Source organism: Sphingobacterium sp. DR205 (assembly GCF_011064245.1).
GTDB lineage: Bacteria > Bacteroidota > Bacteroidia > Sphingobacteriales > Sphingobacteriaceae > Sphingobacterium > Sphingobacterium athyrii.
In genome coordinates, this window is record NZ_CP049333.1 from 4,221,743 (window position 1) to 4,238,601 (window position 16,859).

The following is a 16,859-nucleotide window of genomic DNA, read 5'->3' on the forward strand; positions in this document are numbered from 1 at the left end:
AACTTTCAGATCAGGTAAAAGATGTACGCTATTTTTATTCTGCACCGTACAAAAACTCGTAGTTTTTAACGATAGATGGATTAAGGCTATTTCCCACGTGACATAAATTTTTTGCCGCGTTCTCGATGATATCCTTTTGCTCCGCAGTATATTCTTTGTCAAAGAACAACTTGATATGGATCGTTCCCACTTGTCCGCCCTCTGCTGACATTTCATAAGACAGCTCACTTCTTGATCCGTTTACCTCAAAATCCTTTTTCCTTGCATAAAAATCTACTGTTCCGAGCATACAGCTTGCGTATGACCCCATAAGAAGGTCAATAGGACCAAATTTTAGATCTACTTTGACCGGATCTGCGCTCAATGGTGATTTTGTGCTTGAGTTATATTTACCTTCGTAGGTAGTTGCTATTATTTGTGACATTTTATTTGAATTTTTTATTGTTAATACTAGATTACTTTTATATTGAAATTAGATGCTACAGCCATCAATTCCACACATATTATCTCCGGATTCCTGCGAAAGATCGACAATGCTTTCCTGGTAGGTCTGCGCAAGAGCCTTAGCAAAAAGTTCAACAGGCTGCGCTCCCGAGACGGCGTATTTACCATCAAGAACGTAATAGGGCACACCTGTGATTCCCATATTTTGTGCCTCCATGATGTCCTGTTTTACTTCATAATCATACGCATCATCAGCCAATACTTTGCTGGCCTCTGCCGGATCTAAGCCTAAACCTTCAGCAAGTGAAACCAAAAAATCCACGTCTGCAATGTTTTTTCCGTCGACAAAATGAGCTTCAAACAAAGCTTCTTCCATCGCATCTGCTTTACCATGTTCTTTTGCCAGATGCAATAACTTATGAGCAGGAAAAGTATCCGCAGCAATTACCTGATCGTAATTAAAAGTTACTCCGGCATTTTTTCCCATTTCTTTCAATTGACTCAGAAACTGATCAAGCTGCATTTTCGAAAAACCTTTACGGTTCATCATATACGCACTGATTTTCATATTACCGGAGTTTTCTTTTAAAGTGGGATCCAGCTGGAAACTTTTCCATTCCACTTCCACTTTATCTTTGAAGGAGGAATCTGCTAATGCTTGCTCAAAATTTTTCTTAGCGATGTAGCAAAATGGACACATGATGTCCGACCATACCTGTATTTTCATTGTCTTGTTATTTTTAAAGTTATTTAGAGATTCTCATTCACGATTTCAATCAGTTGCTGAGATGAGAGTACACCAGAATGTCTCCATTTCATTTGGCCTTTTTTAAACAGCATCGTTGTAGGTACTCCTCTGATCTCGAATATTTCTGCTAAACCCGGGTTCTGATCGATATCGACCCGTTCATAATGGATCGCCTCGCCATAGTTTGCGATGGTTTGATCTAAATGCGGTTTCATGGCGATACATGGACCACACCAGGAGGCGTGAAAATTGACCATTGTCAGTTGGTCAGATTCTATTTTGTTAGCTAAATTCATTTTTTTGATATTTTAAAATTGAGAACAGCAGCAACATTTCGATAAAGAACATCACTGTTGTAATGCAATAAATTAGATCACAGCGTTTAAGCCCTTATTGATACTAATCTTAACGGGTTCTGCAATTGTTCTGTATCCCGGAGATATTTTACGTACGTGTTCTGCAATAGCAGCATACTCCTCCTCGGTTCCGCTACCACTCACTTCAAAATTGAATTGAAGCTCTTCAAAACCAACCGAAACATTCGGGTCGACTTCTAAAAATCCACGTAGATCAAGATTTCCCACAATGGTCAGATGTACACTGTCAAGCTTTATTCCTTTACTGGTTGCCCCCACAACAAAACCGACCATCATACATCCGGCCAGACCGCCTAAAATATAATCCTGGGGATTCGGGTTCAGGTTATCGCCCAACAGTTCTGCGGGTTCTCCGATATTATATTTGAATTGTTTTTCAACTGAAACGCTTCCAATCTTTTTACTGTGTGTGGTGATTTCAGTATTTACTCCGCCTTTCCAGGTTGCAGTAACACCTAATGCTGCAATTGCTTCAGCAGGTTTGTTAGTAATTACGTCTACATAATTTCCTAATGCTTCTAAATTTACATTGTTTAACATAACCGATTGTTTTAAATTTTGTACTACAAAGGTACTGGGTAGAAGGCTTCGAGAAAATGGACAAAACTGAAAACAAATAGCACTTATTGATCCGGTTCCACCCTTTTTAGACAGTCAAATTTCCTTTGTAAAATGTATTGGTAAAAAGACAGACCGCACCATACAAATCTACTCGACTGAAGAATCAAACAATTAGCTACCTTGCACTTACAAAAAAGGAAGTCCCCAAAATTATGAGGAACTTCCTTTTCTATCATGAGGTCTTTTGCTGTTTTAAAATGACCTGATTTTGTTTCGGATAAAAACAGGATAAATAGCTCACTTGACCTCTTCTCAGAATCTTTTATAAGCGCTAATTCCTCAAATTAGCATCAATTAGCTACTGTGCAAAAAACTCTTTTGCAATACAGCTGGCCGATTCCAGGGCCTTCGAAAACTCTTTTTCTGCCTCTGGATTCACTAGATTTCCTAAAAATTTAACTGAATGAATATCAGTAATGCCTACAAGTCCAAGCCACCAGTTGAAATAAGTGGACTGGAAATCAAGTCCCAGTTCAATCGGTACGCCCGCACCGTATACGCCTGAAGTATAAACAACACATGCCTTCTTATCTTTCAACAAGGGAAAGTACCCTTCTGCTCCAAAGCCAAAAGTTAAGCCCGGCTGTGAAATGGTATCGATATAGTGCTTCAATACCCAGGGTATTCCACCATTCCACATCGGAACAGTGATCAGGTATTCATCTGCTGAGGAAAACCGCTCCGTGACCTCAACAACTTTATCCCATGAAGTTTTTAACTCTTCATTTAAGGTTCCATCACCAAAAAATGTCATCTTAGCGGCGGCTTTGTCTCCATCAAATGTGGGTATATCAAGATCCCAAAGATTCAGTTCATCTATGATAGCATCCGGATTCAATAGTTTATACTGTTCCAAAAATTCATGCGCTATGGCTCCTGATTTTGATTTCTCCTCTCTCGGTGAGCTGATAATATGCAGTAGTTTTTTCATTTCTATTCTTTCTATGTGCAGTTAAAGATTCTCTTTTACTATTTTACTCAGTTCATGCGATGATACTATACCTGAATATCTCCATTTCATTTCTCCCTTTTTGAAGAGCATCGTAGTAGGTATACTCCTGATTTCAAATAGGGTTGCTAAATCCCTGAATTTATCGATGTCCACACGTTCATAGTGAATAGCATCATCAAATTCTGCAACCACTTCATCTAAATTTGGTTTCATGGCCACACATGGAGGACACCAGGTCGCATGAAAATTAACCATGGTCAATTGTTCCGATTCTATTTTATTTGCTAAATCCATTTTTTTTTATATTTTTTAATTATTAACTGTTGTATTGTATTGCGTTATGTTAAGGCAATGCAGGATATTCGTCCTGCTAATAGCGATCTTTCATATCATTAAAAAATGATGCTATCCCGACACCACCAGACCACGGGAAAGCGAATCTTAACGATTTAGATCATCTATCACCTCTTTCATGATCATCATACTTTTTAATTTTTCCTGATGGTCATAGATCGGAGAATGGATCATCAATTCATCCGCTCCTGTCTGCGCTATAAAGTCCTTTAAGTCCCTACTGATCTTTTCTTTACTGCCCACAAAAGAACAGGCTGTCATTTGTTGTACTTGTAAACGTACTTGCTCAGACATGCTGTCCAGGAGCTCCGCCAACGATTCAACCGGAGGCTGTAAAAATTTCCCTGAGTTTTGAGCTAAACTTTGAAACATCTGATACAGGCTGGTCGATAGCACTTCTGCCTGCTGATCAGTATCTGCGGCAGTAGCATTAACAGCTGCTATCGTATAAGGATGTTTCAGCGTTTCGGACGCTTTAAAATTCTGACGGTATAATGCAAAGGCTTCCATCATCTGTCTTGGCGCAAAATGACCCGCAAAGGCGTAAGGCAATCCTTTGGATGCTGCTAAAGCGGCACTCTCTGTACTCGATCCCAATATCCAGATCGGAACATGAGTATCTTCGGCAATAAAAGCACGTACTTTGGCATAAGGATTCCTATGCGTAAAATACATTTCAAGTGCGTCCACATTTTGAGAAAACCGCTGGGATTGCTCATAAAAATCTTTTTGAATAGCTAAAGCTGTTTGGATATCGCTTCCCGGTGCTCTTCCCAGACCCAGATCGATCCGGTCGGGATAAAGCTGCGCTAAGGTTCCAAATTGCTCCGCAACAATCAGAGGTGAATGGTTGGGCAGCATAATACCACCCGATCCTACCCGTATGTTTTGCGTGTGACCGGCAATATGTCCGATCAAAACTGAAGTTGCGGTACTGGCAACGTGCGCCATATTATGGTGCTCAGCTAACCAGAGACGTTTATATCCTAAAGTATCAACCACTTGGGCAAGCTCTTTCGTTTTTTCGAACGTAAAACGAGCATTGCTATCTTCAGATATGAACGCCAATTCCAATAATGATATAGGTATCATAATTTTTTTTGATATTAAGTACAGCTACTGATGAGTTTAATGCTCCTTTTAATGATGAAATTATTGAGACTAATTTTTTTTTATATAACCAGCAAAATAGCTGTTATACGATCATATACTGTCTCAATGATCAGTGCTGATTTGTTTAAAATTTTATAATACAAAGGTATTGGCTAGGAAGCTTCAGAAAAATGGACAAAACTGAAAACAAATGGTATTTATTGATACAATCAGTACCCTTTCAGCTGAACGTTCATTCGCTGCAAAGTTGGGCAATTGAAAGTAAAATTCTAACATGGCTATTGCTAACTTTTTCCTCGAAAGTAGAACCGACCAGTCCTTCAATCAAGCTCTCGGGATGCTGATTGAGCTGGTTTTCAATAGCCATAATTTATAGAATATCCCGTCCGAATATACTATTGAAAGGATTTTCGGAAAGCCGTCGGCGACTGATTGGTATATTTTTTAAAATATCTTATAAAATACGACGAATCTTCAAACCCGATTTTATCTGCTACCTGGTTGACATTTAATTCTGAATGAAGCAAAAGACGTTTTGCCTCCAATACAATCCTTTCATGGATCATTTCAGATGGTTTTTTATTGAGCAGTTGCAAAGTAAGATTAGACAAAGTTCTTAGGGAAACAAAAAGCATTTCCGCATATTTTGATGCAGGAAATCCTTTGGTATAATTCTCTTCAATCAGATTGACAAAATGGATCAACTGGGCACGTTTCTCATCAACAACAAAAGGAGCAAGCCCCTTATTGAGTTCTTCAAGTTCATATTTACGGCGCTGAACCTGAATCAGAAACGCTTTAAGGTAAAGCCTGAGTAATTCTTCCTGACCATATTTAGCATGTTCTTTAAGTTCAGTCTGCATCTGGACGATATACTCATCCAATTTATATTCATTTCCACTGCCTACACAACATGAGGGAATTTGATATGGATTATTGAACATACTGCACTTGAGAAAAAAATCGACGTCATTTTCCTTCTGAACCAAAAAATCCTCCGAGAAATGAATAACAAATCCCTCATAACCGGGAAAGTTGTCAAAAGCGTGAACTTGATTTTTAGCTATGAAGAAGATCGTATTTTCTGATACATCATATTCATTGAAATCAACGAAGTGTTTCCCATTACCCGACTTGAACCAGATAATCTGATAAAAACTATGAATGTGCGGTTTGGCCATATCTTCCTTGTGATCTTGTATCAGATCTTGTAAAGACTGGATCTCAAACTGCATCTGGCCCGGAGCATCAGGTTTTAAATGATATTCATAAATAGCTTCCTGTTTCTGCTTCTTCATGTGATAACGTTAGATTATGATTAGCGTTTTACTTATGCAAATATAAAAGTATTTCCATATTAACTCATATCCGCTATGTTCAAAGGGATACCTGGAATTCACAGAGAATAAATGTTTAAAATGATTTTTTAAGTAATATATATAACCGAGGTCATGCTGTGCATTCACTTTTAGTTGCTATAAAATCGGGTCCGCAATCCATCAAAGCCAATAGTTTATGCAAGATGATCGTTATATTGTCAATCGCGTACGCGGAAAAATATTATATTTACAGGGCAATAACGGTATACCCGGCGCATCCAAATTCGATTCCGCTAATGAACATTTCATTAACAAATTATTACCTGTTTTATCTAAAAGACTGAAAAAAGAAATCACAAAACTGAATGTTCAAGACTGGTAAAAAGAAGTCATTGATTATTTTAGGCCAACATGATAAGTGGTGCTACCAATATAGTCTAGCAACGATGGGATGTACAGTGCAAAGGAAAAAATACAATGATAAATATGACACTTAGAGACCATATCGCAGAAATCGTAAGCTTTTCAGATCAAGAATTTGAATATATAAGCTCACATTTTCATTATAAAAAGATGAAAAAAAATCAATTTCTTGTACAAGCCGGTCAGCAGAAAGTTAATAAATACTTTGTCCTCAGTGGAATTTTGAAATCTTATTATGTCGACAAGAATGATAAAGAACACATTGTACAGTTTGCCCAGCCAGACTGGTGGATAACTGATTATAATGCTTTTTTTAATAATAAAGAATCTACCATCTATATTGACTGTATTACAGATTGCGAACTGCTGTACATCAGTCATAACGATCTAGAAAAACTAAGTGCTGAATTTCATAAAATGGAGCATTTCTTTCGCATCAAATCAAATGCCGGCTATGTGGCTTCGCAAGAAAGGATACTGGCCATGTTAAATTTATCTTCGATGGAACGGTATAATCATTTCATCAAATCATATCCAAATCTAATTCAATCTATTCCCAAGTATCTAATCGCATCATACATCGGTGTGTCAAGAGAAATGTTGAGCCGCGTGAGCAAAAATGTGACAAATCACACAAAATAAAAGTGTGAAAGTTCTTTTTTTTGGATTGTATTTTACCCCAATTTTGTCGTATATCAAAACATTTTTTATATGAAGTACGGACAGATTTTCACCTACACACTCGAATTGGATTCTAAAGAAAAATATATTAAACAATTCGTAGACCCCTTTGCGGAAACCATCTCTAAGGCAAAAGGGCTGATCTCAAAAGTTTGGATGGCAAATTTTGACACCCAGTTTGCCAGTTTCTATTTATGGGAAACGAAAGAAGACATGGATGCCTTTATGACCACACCGGAAATAAAAATTGTAGCGAATTTACCATTTTTAAAAGACTTAAAAATAGTAGCAATTCCTGTAGTAGATGAAGCCTCTAGAATCACAAGAGGTATATAGAGAATACTAAAACATGTCCAGATAAAAACATTGCATTTGGGGGAACCTCTCCAAATGCAATGTTTACTTACTTTAAGAACTATTCCAGAATAAACCTTAAATAGTACATGCACGAGCAATAAATTAATACCGGGAACTGCTTTGATTTTCTGATTCAGATCTTTTTAAAATCAGTCGTAATTCTACAACCGTTTTCTCACACAATATGTCAACAATGACTTGCTATTTTGTCAATAAGTACCATTTATTTTCAGTTTTGTCCATCTTTTCGAATTTACCACCTCTTAACTTTGTAATAGTTAATTTAAGCCAATAATATCTTATGTCAGAATTATCCTATATATCTTTAAGAGGCAACCGCGCTTACAATACTGTCGTAAGACCAGATTTTGAACTTTACTTTGAAGCATCTAAAAATATTTACGATGCGTCGAATAACCCCCACGGTACTTTCCCGCTTAATGTTGCCGATAACAATCTCAATTGGTCACTATTAAGTAATAATCTTCAACATATCTCTACGACACAGGAAATTCCGGACTGGGTTTCAGCATATACTTCAGGGCTTGGCCATGAGACATTTCGATCAACATTAGCAGTATTTTTAGCTACTTTTTTAGCAAATCAACAGTTAGATCCTGAAAATATAGGAATTGCCGCTGGCGCTACAGCTGTAATAGAGCTATCGGCTATAATTCTGGCGGACAAAGGTGATGTTGCCGTATTTCCCGCACCTGCATATCCCGTCTACAGCAGGGATATAATGAATAAAGCCGAAGTGAAAAGATATGATCTAATCACCCACCATGATATTAATGGTATTTATGATGGGCCGATCCTCTCCATCGAACATCTGGAGAAGGCAAAACGAGACATTGAGCTTCAAGGTACGAAGTTCAAACTTTTAATCCTTACGACCCCCGATAATCCGACCGGAGGAATATATACATCAGAACAGCTCGAAGCTATCGCCGATTGGTGTATTGAAAGAAACATTCATTTTATCGTTAATGAGATTTACGGACTCGTGATGATAAATACAAAAGATCCAGCAATTGCCGGTGATTACGCTGATCATCGTCAGTTTACTTCTTTCCTCTCCATAATTCACAAAAAGAACAGCCCATATTTACACCAGTGGTATGCACTTTCTATAGATCTTGGTATTTCAGGAATGAGAGTAGGAATGGTGTACTCTCTCAATCAGGCGTTCTTAACTGCATTTAATAATTTAAACCTGCCGCACATGGTGTCAAATCATACGCAATGGTTAATGCAGAACTTACTGGGCGACCATGATTTTATGCATCATTTTTTGCATGTACAGCAGCAAGCCCTAACAAAGGGATATATTGTAGTTGTGAATCAGCTAAAAAAGTTAAACATTCCGTATGTTCCCTCATACGGAAGCCTCTTTGTATGGGTAGATTTTTCTAGATTTCTGGAAGATGAAACTTTGGCCGCAGAAACCGCTTTCTGGAAGGAACTATACAAAAATACAGGTGTATTATTAACGCCAGGTATAGGTTTCGGCCACACAAAAAGAGGAATGTTTAGAATCGTCTATACCTGCTTTGATGATAAAGCACTGCTGGTAGCTATGACACGAATTAACCACTACTTATCTAGCTTATCTAAAGCTGCAAAAATATCAAAAGAGAAAGTATGATAAATTACTTTAGAAATTTCCCTGTAGTTGGACTGATTAAGTTAGCCTTCGGTATGCTTTTCATTACCATTGGAATTATTGACGAAGAGACTTACATTTCATTGTTGGGAGCTACTTTAATTCTAGTTACATTGGCAAATAAAGGTACATGCCCGGGTAATAGTTGCTCACCGGACCCACGGAAGGGAAAATTTAATAAATAACAAGTTACACGGCATTGAAGACTTATATGAAAATGGGTTTGCACAAAATGAGTTGTTTTCTAGGCAATTGCGTAATGAACTATTTATATTAACGTAATTGAAGAATAGAAGACATTAAAGATCTCCCTCTCACCATGGTATTCCCGGTTTGAGCGCTGCTACATATAAGGCAATCCGATATCACATCTTCCGCCCATACACGAGCTGTCCGTTCCCGCAGTCGGCAATTTACTATATAAAGATTTCAATCTTTTTTTGTATCATTACCTTTTAGAGCTATGATTCTTTAGTTGATGCCCTTAAAAAACCTTTTCATATTATTCGATGAAAAAGAATTTATTGTTATTACTGCTATTTACCCTGTCTATTTTAGGTTATACCGCAGCGCAGAAAAAAAAACCAAATATCATCCTTATCCTAGCCGATGATCTTGGCTATGGGGATGTAGGCTTTAATGGTCAAAAACTGATCAAAACACCAAATATTGATCGTCTAGCCAAAGAGGGCATGATATTTAGTCAGTTTTATGCTGGCACAGCGGTATGTGCTCCATCGAGGTCTGCTTTACTTAGCGGCAAGCATACCGGGCATACCTCCATCCGCGATAATTTAGGAGTTAAGCCGGAAGGGCAGTATCCGATTGCTGATTCGGTGCTAACCATAGCTGAAATCCTGAAAAATGCGGGGTACAAAACGGGCGCTTTCGGTAAATGGGGGCTCGGACCGGTCGGTTCCGAAGGTGACCCCAACAGGCAGGGTTTTGACCGTTTTTACGGTTATAACTGCCAATCCCTGGCTCATCGCTACTACCCTTCTCATCTATGGGATAACCATGAGAAGGTAGTCCTGAAACAAAACGGTGATCTTGAACATACCGTAGACTATGCGCCGGACCTTATTCAGCAACAGGCGCTCGACTTTATAGGCCGGCACAAAGAAGAACCGTTTTTCCTTTTTCTACCCCACATTCTGCCGCATGCAGAGCTACTGGTACCTGATGACAGCTTGTTCCAATACTACAAAGGTAGGTTTGCGGAAACACCTTTCAAGGGTTTTGATTATAAAAAAGGAAGTGAGAAACCCACCGGATATGTTTCTCAAAAGTATCCCAAAGCGACCTTTGCAGCTATGGTTGCCCGCCTAGACTTATATGTTGGACAGGTGATGCAAAAGTTACGGGAATCAGGTCTGGAAGAAAACACATTAGTTATTTTTACAAGCGATAACGGGCCTCATATGGAAGGTGGCGCTGATCCGGAATTTTTTAATAGTGCAGGTGGATTTCGTGGCATCAAGCGCGATCTGTATGAAGGTGGTATAAGGATTCCTTTTATTGCCAAATGGCCAGCTGCTGTCCGCTCAGGTCAGCAAAATGATTTTATAGGTGCCTTTTGGGATATGCTTCCCACCTTATCTGAAATTGTCGGCACAAAAGCACCAAAAGATATCGATGGCATTTCCTTTGCCAACGCACTTTCCGGTAAAAAACCACAAGCGCAACATGAGTATCTCTACTGGGAATTCCACAAAAAAGGAGGAAAACAGGCTGTACGTTACGGAAAATGGAAAGGCGTTAGGCTCAATGTGCTGAGCAATAGGAACGGGCCGATTGAACTTTATGACCTATCTCTTGATCCCCAGGAAAGGCATAACATCGCTTCGGAATTTCCAGACATTGCAAGAAAAATAGCCCAATTTATGGCACAAGCTCATGTGGAAAGCCCCATATTTCCGTGGGATTAAGATTTTGATCGAACTTTACGATCATATACGAATAATTTTCGATCAGAACAAACGCTTCCAGATAAGAAGTTTAGCAGTATAAAAATGCTAAGCTTCTTACATACTAATAAAGCCATTCCATTTATACGTACTCTTTTAATGGAGCGATGTAAATTCAGCGATCATGTTTATCTATTATGATTGTCTTTGTTCGCTCGCAAGAATTTGATCAGTGCTTCTGGATGATCGGTCTGAACACCCTGAATTCCTTTATCCATAATGGCTTTCCACGCTTCGGGGTTGTCATCTGTAATTTGTGCATCTATAAACACAGATAATCCATGTTCTCTAAAATAATAGTGGAGATAAGCGATGGGTCCAGATTACTATCTCTGTCGCCTCTAAATGCGTTTTATCAAGAAAAGAAGTCAGTTCTTTTTCGTGTTTATATTCTTTGATATGCTTGACATTAGCGGCATTTGTGGAGCTATTACCGCTTAACAGCAGGGTTCATATCAGTAAATTCTGCCGCGATGTCTTTGCCTGATTTTTTCAGAGAAAAAAGCATCAAATAATTCTCGGGAGGTTTTGTAAGCCTCAAATTTCAACTTTCCACCATCCACATGGATAACCTGAAGCAGTTGAGTATTTTCCAAAAAAACATTCATCCATCTGGCACCATCCACTTTATACATTTTAGGACCAGCAACAGAAACTAAATACGCACGCCAGTGACTATCGCGCCTCACGGTACATCTTAGGGGTAATGCCTTCCAGTCGTTTGAATAATTTGATAAAATAGTTAGGGTTATTGAAGCCCGACTGATAGCAAGCTTCTGTGGTAGTAATGGTAGCATCCACCATGATTTTTTTAGCCAATTCAATCCGCTGTCTGATAACGTACTCCAGTGGTGAAATATGGAATGTTTCCTTAAATGCCTGAAAGAAGGAGGGCTTACTCATGCATGCCTGTTTTGCCAGCGTATCGACACTGATTTTTTCTGTGAGATGGTCATGAATATACTGTATGGCTGGCATAAAGCGATGATCTTGCTTCACCCGCCCCTCCTGGAGGCTTTCTAAGTTCTGGGTCTGGATGATCCTGAGTAATAAAAATTTCAGGGAAAGGTCTGCCAGCGCATCTTTGGCCGTATTCTCTTCCATGCTGATACTGATGAGCTTGTTGAGACTGCTGGCCAACTCCCTGTTATTAAAAAAGTGGTATCGTGAGAAATTAAGTTTCCATTCGAACGGGGGTTCTGTATTTGGATAGTACTCGTTAAGAAATGCCAGATTTTTGTTGACCATATCCCAGTCAAGAGCAAGCGTCGCACACTGTACCGGATGTTTCAGATCTGCCTCCGGGAAGTCGACCTTCATCGAAATGCCCTGGGGGAGAATAACGCTTTCTCCGGGCAGGAATACAAACTCATCGTCACCGGCAACTGACATAACTTTTCGTCCCCGCATCATACTGGAAATAACCAATCCATCATAAGACAATATTACATCGCTGCACTTGTGATAAGTTTCAAAGATATTCAGCTCGCAATGTTTCAGATTGAATACCCTTCTATGCTCCACCAGTGTATCCAGCGCTGTGCTGTCACTGAGGTTTATTGGTGCAAGTTGGCAAATATGATCCATATGTTGAATGGTAAGAATATTCAGATATAGCTGTACAATGCTAAAATTACGAAAAATTATACCAGTTAGACAACCCTCTTTGCTTTCAAGAGTATCGTTCCATTAAAAAATAGGATCGTTCCATATCTTCCCGAATCATACCGCTAATATTGTATTGGGATACCCCAATACTAAAATATCCAAATTATGAACATTACCTTAAAACAGGCAGAAGCTGCTATTTCAGCGGCAAAGGCCAAAGCGACTGAGATCAATACGTTAATGAACATTGCCGTAGTGGACAGCGGTACCAATCTGGTTGCCTTCGCGCACATGGACGATGCATGGCTCGGATCCATTGACATCTCCCAGAGAAAAGCCCGCACGGCCAGGTATTTCAATATGAACAGCGGTGAAATAGGTAAACTCTCTCAGCCCGGCGGCCCGCTTTACAACATCGAACATTCAAATGGCGGGCTTATTTCTTTTCCCGGTGGCGTGCTGATCAAAAATTCGGAGGGTGCTATTATAGGTGCTATCGGTGTTTCCGGCGATTCGGTGGAAAACGACCATATCGTTGCCCAGGCCGGTGCAGAGGCGATTAAATAAAAATAAAAATCTAATTTTATGTGTCAGAACCATGGAGTAGCTTACATTAAACCGGGAGTGGTAGAAGTAAGAGAAATAGAATATCCGAAGCTTGCATTGGGTAACCGTAAGTGTGAGCACGGCGTAATACTGAAAATAGTATCCACCAATATATGCGGCAGCGACCAGCATATGGTCCGCGGACGGACAACCGCCCCGGAAGGGCTTATACTTGGTCATGAAATTACCGGGCTGGTGATCGAAGCCGGACGGGATGTCGAGTTCATTAAGGTCGGCGACCTGGTTTCAGTTCCCTTTAATATTGCATGTGGCCGTTGCCGCAACTGTAAGGCAGGCCAGACGGGCATTTGCCTGAATGTGAATCCGGCCCGGCCCGGTGCGGCCTATGGTTATGTAGATATGGGCGGATGGGTTGGCGGCCAGGCAGAATATGTCATGGTGCCGTATGCAGATTTCAACCTATTGAAATTTCCGGACAGTGACCAGGCTATGGCAAAGATCAAAGATCTGACGTTGCTGTCTGACATATTCCCTACCGGTTTCCATGGCGCGGTAACAGCCGGGGTGGGACCGGGAAGCATTGTTTATATTGCTGGTGCTGGTCCGGTGGGACTTGCCTGTGCGGCTTCCTGCCATTTGCTCGGAGCGGCCCTGGTAATCGTCGGGGATATGATCGACGAAAGGCTCGTGCAGGCTAAAAGTTTTGGCTGCGAGGTGATCGACCTGAAAAAGGATGCAACGCTGGCCGAGCAAATCGAAGCGATTGTCGGCGTGCCCGAAGTAGATTGCGCTGTTGACTGCGTAGGTTTTGAGGCCAAAGGCCATGGCCATGACAGTGGACACGAACAACCGGCTACCGTACTGAACTCCATCATGGAGGTGACCCGTGCCGGTGGACAGCTGGGAATTCCTGGTCTGTATGTGACTGGTGATCCCGGTGCTGTTGACGAGGCAGCTAAAAAAGGGAGCCTGAGTATCCGGATCGGATTGGGCTGGGCCAAGTCGCATTCTATCCATACCGGCCAATGCCCGGTCATGAAATACCACCGGCAGCTGATGAACGCAATCCTCTACGATAAAATAAAGATTGCACAAGCGGTCAATGTTGAAGTGATTTCCTTACAGGATTCGGTGAGAGGATATCGTGATTTCGACAAAGGTGCTGCAAAGAAATTCGTAATCGATCCACATGGAATGATCGTTTAGACATTAATCTACCATAATCGATATATAAGAAAGCTATCTACTTACTAGATAGCTTCTATTCGCGACTTGAGTTATAAATTTTTTTGTAAATTTGCATAATAGGTTCAGGTCTGAAGCCCTCATTACGTAAATTGTATGTGTGTATAACAAATAGAATTCAGGTTACCGGGCATTTTAGATAATAACCTATAATCCGTTTTGGTGTATCCGGCCAAAGCCCCGTTGATGCCGATTATCCCACCTACACAACCGTAAACATGGTCCCCTACCTGAAATCCCCTGACATTGGCTCCTATTTTTTCCACTATCCCAGAAACATCTCCATGAAGGATTGCCGGAAAGGATGGAATGTTGGGATAGGATAATCTATGGTTTCAAAGGTATCCTTCGGCGTTCCAAAATTATTTATTACGATTGCTTTCATCTCTTGTATATTGTGTTTTTTAAGGTATTATTTTATTGTCCTTTAAGGTCTGAAAATATGCAATCATCTGTTCAATGCTGTCGAGATACATTTCCTGAAAACCATATCTTCTCGCTTTGTTTACATCGAAAAAGGCATCACATTCCGTACCGAAGATGAAATCCCCGAAAGCCCATTGCACCAGTTGGTCAAGTGTGTGCTGCTGTAGTCCGTATTTTTTCACCATTGTTTCCCACAATGCTGCCTTATCTGCCATATAATCTGTAAGCGGAAACTTTTGCGGTTCTGCATAAGGGATTTCAAAAAACTCGGCAAACCTCTGCCAGGCATCTTTCCACCTGAAAATATCCCCGTTGGTGATGTTGAAGATTTCGTTCCGGGTATTGTCTGCCGTTGCTACCCATTCCATACTTTTGCTCAATACTTCCGTTCCGGTAACATTTACCAATACCTCATACGCCTTCGGGCTCCCCGGAAAACGAAAAGGAACGTTCAGCTCTTTGCATAGGCAGGCATATACGGCAATCAGGTTGCCGAGGTTCATCGGATTATTGACCGTATAGCCAATGACCATATCGGGGCGGATGGCTGTCCAGTTCCAATTTCTACCCTTGCTTTTTTCTCTTAAATAATCTTCCTGATCGTAATAAAAATTGGGCGGAAAGCAACGCAGGTCGGTTTCTTTTGCAGGTGTTCTGTACATTCCGAGATGTGCACCATAAGCTTTCCCACCCTGAATGAATGTAATATGTACAAAGTTGGGCAGTAGTTCTTCCGCATCGTTCATCAGGTTTTGCAGCAAAGCCATATTGGCTGCAACCTGTTCAGTCAACGATTTCTTTTCCACATAGGCTGCATAGAATATGTGGGTAACACTTTTTAGTTTTGCTTCATTTTCTTTTAAACTGTCTGGATTGTTCAGATCCATTTGGACAAACTTTCCCCTGATCTGATACCTTAATGGCGAATGGGAACTAACAATTACATCCCATTGCTGGGTAGTTTCAAGATGCAATGCAAGATTCCGTCCGATAATCCCGTTGCCTCCTATTATCAATGCTGTTTTTTTCATTTTTTTTCCAATAGATAAATACCTGGTTTCTCCTGTAATTTTTCGTCTGCCAACTGTCCGAAATCCTTGATATAGGGCTGCTGGTTGTGCAGGTTCAATCCTTGTTGGTTCTCCCATATTTCATAGAACACGAACAGGTTTTTGTCGTCGATGCTCCGGTGCAGGTCATATTGGAGGCAGGCGGATTCTTTTCTTGTTTGTATTACCATATTTTCAAGCACCTGTACTACTTCTGCAGTGTGTTCGGGTCTGTTTTTTATAATTGCTGTCAGATAAATTTTCATTGTTCTATTTTTTGGGATGATAACTTGATTTCTTTAGGGGACGAAAACTCCGTTTCAAAGACTTTTTCCAAATGCATTACGTATGCATCTTTGTATCGGTCCACCCTTTCCTGTGTAACGTTTTTTTCCAGATCATGAAAGTGTATACCGTCAATTCGTTCAAGCGACAGAAAAGCATTCATTCTGTGGAAACCGAACAGCACGCCATCGTCCACACTTCGCTGGTTGAAAAATTCGTTGGGAAGCGTAAAAGCTGTTTCGGGTGCGTTCCATGAGGTAACAGCCATATATTTTCTGCCCTGCATTGTACCGCCCGTTCCATAATTTATTCCGGGATTTTCACTTTTCCGTCCGTCGCTGTAAAACATTCCATTTCTGTGCCCTGCGGTAAAAACCTTGTCCACATACTCTTTCAACCTATACGGCATAGAAAACCACCATACGGGAAAATGGCAGATAATTACGTCTGCCCAAACATATTTTTCAACTTCCGCGGATGGTTCATAGCTTTCGTTTATGTCCGTAATTTTTAACTCAAATCCATTTTCTTGTATGAAAAATGTTTTATCAAGTTCTAAAAGCGTTTTATTGAATTTTCCGCCCGAATGGGCAAAGTGCTGCCCACCATTGATGATGAATATTTTTGTCATTCGTTTTCTCTTCATATTGGTTCAAA

Annotated in this window: 19 protein-coding genes; 6 read left to right on the forward strand and 13 right to left on the reverse strand. The window is 40.2% G+C overall.

What is annotated here, in order from left to right; translation table 11 throughout:
- Nucleotides 1-34 precede the first annotated feature (34 nt).
- From G6053_RS18295 to G6053_RS18330, 8 genes are all read right to left on the reverse strand, one after another.
- A complete protein-coding gene (locus G6053_RS18295; protein ID WP_165307726.1) occupies nucleotides 35-424 on the reverse strand; it encodes an OsmC family protein in 390 nt (129 codons plus the stop codon).
- A 48-nt stretch (nucleotides 425-472) separates the two neighbouring features.
- A complete protein-coding gene (locus G6053_RS18300; protein WP_165307728.1) occupies nucleotides 473-1,171 on the reverse strand; it encodes a DsbA family oxidoreductase in 699 nt (232 codons plus the stop codon).
- Nucleotides 1,172-1,194: 23 nt separating this feature from the next.
- Nucleotides 1,195-1,488, reverse strand: coding sequence for a thioredoxin family protein (locus G6053_RS18305; protein WP_165307730.1), 294 nt, complete (start codon nucleotides 1,486-1,488; stop codon nucleotides 1,195-1,197).
- A 72-nt stretch (nucleotides 1,489-1,560) separates the two neighbouring features.
- Nucleotides 1,561-2,109: an OsmC family protein gene (locus tag G6053_RS18310; protein ID WP_165307732.1), complete on the reverse strand. Its 549-nt coding sequence runs from the start codon at nucleotides 2,107-2,109 to the stop codon at nucleotides 1,561-1,563.
- 379 nt (nucleotides 2,110-2,488) lie between these two features.
- The gene (locus tag G6053_RS18315) at nucleotides 2,489-3,121 is read right to left on the reverse strand and encodes an NAD(P)H-dependent oxidoreductase (protein WP_165307734.1); all 633 of its coding nucleotides are present in this window, start codon (nucleotides 3,119-3,121) and stop codon (nucleotides 2,489-2,491) included.
- A gap of 21 nt (nucleotides 3,122-3,142) precedes the next feature.
- Complete coding sequence (locus tag G6053_RS18320) at nucleotides 3,143-3,436, reverse strand: thioredoxin family protein (protein ID WP_165307737.1); 294 nt, start codon at nucleotides 3,434-3,436, stop codon at nucleotides 3,143-3,145.
- Nucleotides 3,437-3,583: 147 nt separating this feature from the next.
- On the reverse strand, nucleotides 3,584-4,588 hold the full coding sequence (locus G6053_RS18325) for an LLM class flavin-dependent oxidoreductase (protein WP_165307739.1): 1,005 nt from the start codon (nucleotides 4,586-4,588) through the stop codon (nucleotides 3,584-3,586).
- 416 nt (nucleotides 4,589-5,004) lie between these two features.
- Entirely contained in the window at nucleotides 5,005-5,907 is a 903-nt protein-coding gene (locus tag G6053_RS18330) for a helix-turn-helix domain-containing protein (RefSeq protein WP_165307741.1), read from the reverse strand.
- A 594-nt stretch (nucleotides 5,908-6,501) separates the two neighbouring features.
- Between G6053_RS18330 and G6053_RS18335 the strand changes: the two genes are divergently transcribed.
- The 4 genes from G6053_RS18335 to G6053_RS18350 all read left to right on the forward strand — a co-directional run bounded on the left by G6053_RS18335 (nucleotide 6,502) and on the right by G6053_RS18350 (nucleotide 10,983).
- Nucleotides 6,502-6,993, forward strand: a complete 492-nt coding sequence (locus tag G6053_RS18335; protein ID WP_241254762.1) for a Crp/Fnr family transcriptional regulator — start codon at nucleotides 6,502-6,504, stop codon at nucleotides 6,991-6,993.
- Nucleotides 6,994-7,062: 69 nt separating this feature from the next.
- On the forward strand, nucleotides 7,063-7,368 hold the full coding sequence (locus G6053_RS18340) for a YdhR family protein (RefSeq protein ID WP_165307745.1): 306 nt from the start codon (nucleotides 7,063-7,065) through the stop codon (nucleotides 7,366-7,368).
- A gap of 322 nt (nucleotides 7,369-7,690) precedes the next feature.
- Nucleotides 7,691-9,037, forward strand: coding sequence for an aminotransferase class I/II-fold pyridoxal phosphate-dependent enzyme (locus G6053_RS18345; RefSeq protein ID WP_165307747.1), 1,347 nt, complete (start codon nucleotides 7,691-7,693; stop codon nucleotides 9,035-9,037).
- A 527-nt stretch (nucleotides 9,038-9,564) separates the two neighbouring features.
- On the forward strand, nucleotides 9,565-10,983 hold the full coding sequence (locus tag G6053_RS18350) for an arylsulfatase (RefSeq protein ID WP_165307750.1): 1,419 nt from the start codon (nucleotides 9,565-9,567) through the stop codon (nucleotides 10,981-10,983).
- A gap of 167 nt (nucleotides 10,984-11,150) precedes the next feature.
- Here G6053_RS18350 and G6053_RS18355 read toward each other — a convergent pair whose 3' ends face one another.
- Both G6053_RS18355 and G6053_RS18360 read right to left on the reverse strand, forming a co-directional pair.
- Nucleotides 11,151-11,294, reverse strand: coding sequence for a hypothetical protein (locus G6053_RS18355; protein ID WP_165307752.1), 144 nt, complete (start codon nucleotides 11,292-11,294; stop codon nucleotides 11,151-11,153).
- A gap of 403 nt (nucleotides 11,295-11,697) precedes the next feature.
- Nucleotides 11,698-12,609: a helix-turn-helix domain-containing protein gene (locus tag G6053_RS18360; protein WP_165307754.1), complete on the reverse strand. Its 912-nt coding sequence runs from the start codon at nucleotides 12,607-12,609 to the stop codon at nucleotides 11,698-11,700.
- Nucleotides 12,610-12,795: 186 nt separating this feature from the next.
- On the opposite strand from G6053_RS18360, the gene G6053_RS18365 reads away from it, so the two are divergent.
- Nucleotides 12,796-13,197 carry a heme-binding protein gene (locus G6053_RS18365; RefSeq protein ID WP_165307756.1) on the forward strand — a complete coding sequence of 134 codons (402 nt, stop codon included), beginning with the start codon at nucleotides 12,796-12,798 and terminating at the stop codon, nucleotides 13,195-13,197.
- An 18-nt stretch (nucleotides 13,198-13,215) separates the two neighbouring features.
- Entirely contained in the window at nucleotides 13,216-14,403 is a 1,188-nt protein-coding gene (fdhA, locus tag G6053_RS18370) for a formaldehyde dehydrogenase, glutathione-independent (protein ID WP_165307758.1), read from the forward strand.
- A gap of 443 nt (nucleotides 14,404-14,846) precedes the next feature.
- Here the strand turns inward: fdhA and G6053_RS18375 are convergent, their stop codons facing one another.
- Genes G6053_RS18375 through G6053_RS18385 form a run of 3 tightly spaced genes read right to left on the reverse strand, consistent with a single transcriptional unit; the run spans nucleotide 14,847 to nucleotide 16,848 of the window.
- Nucleotides 14,847-15,899, reverse strand: coding sequence for an SDR family oxidoreductase (locus G6053_RS18375; protein ID WP_165307760.1), 1,053 nt, complete (start codon nucleotides 15,897-15,899; stop codon nucleotides 14,847-14,849).
- A complete protein-coding gene (locus tag G6053_RS18380) occupies nucleotides 15,896-16,183 on the reverse strand; it encodes a putative quinol monooxygenase (protein WP_165307762.1) in 288 nt (95 codons plus the stop codon). The genes G6053_RS18375 and G6053_RS18380 overlap by 4 nt, the downstream gene beginning before the upstream one ends.
- On the reverse strand, nucleotides 16,180-16,848 hold the full coding sequence (locus G6053_RS18385; protein WP_241254763.1) for an NAD(P)H-dependent oxidoreductase: 669 nt from the start codon (nucleotides 16,846-16,848) through the stop codon (nucleotides 16,180-16,182). Before G6053_RS18385 ends, G6053_RS18380 begins: the two co-directional genes overlap by 4 nt.
- Nucleotides 16,849-16,859: the final 11 nt, after the last annotated feature.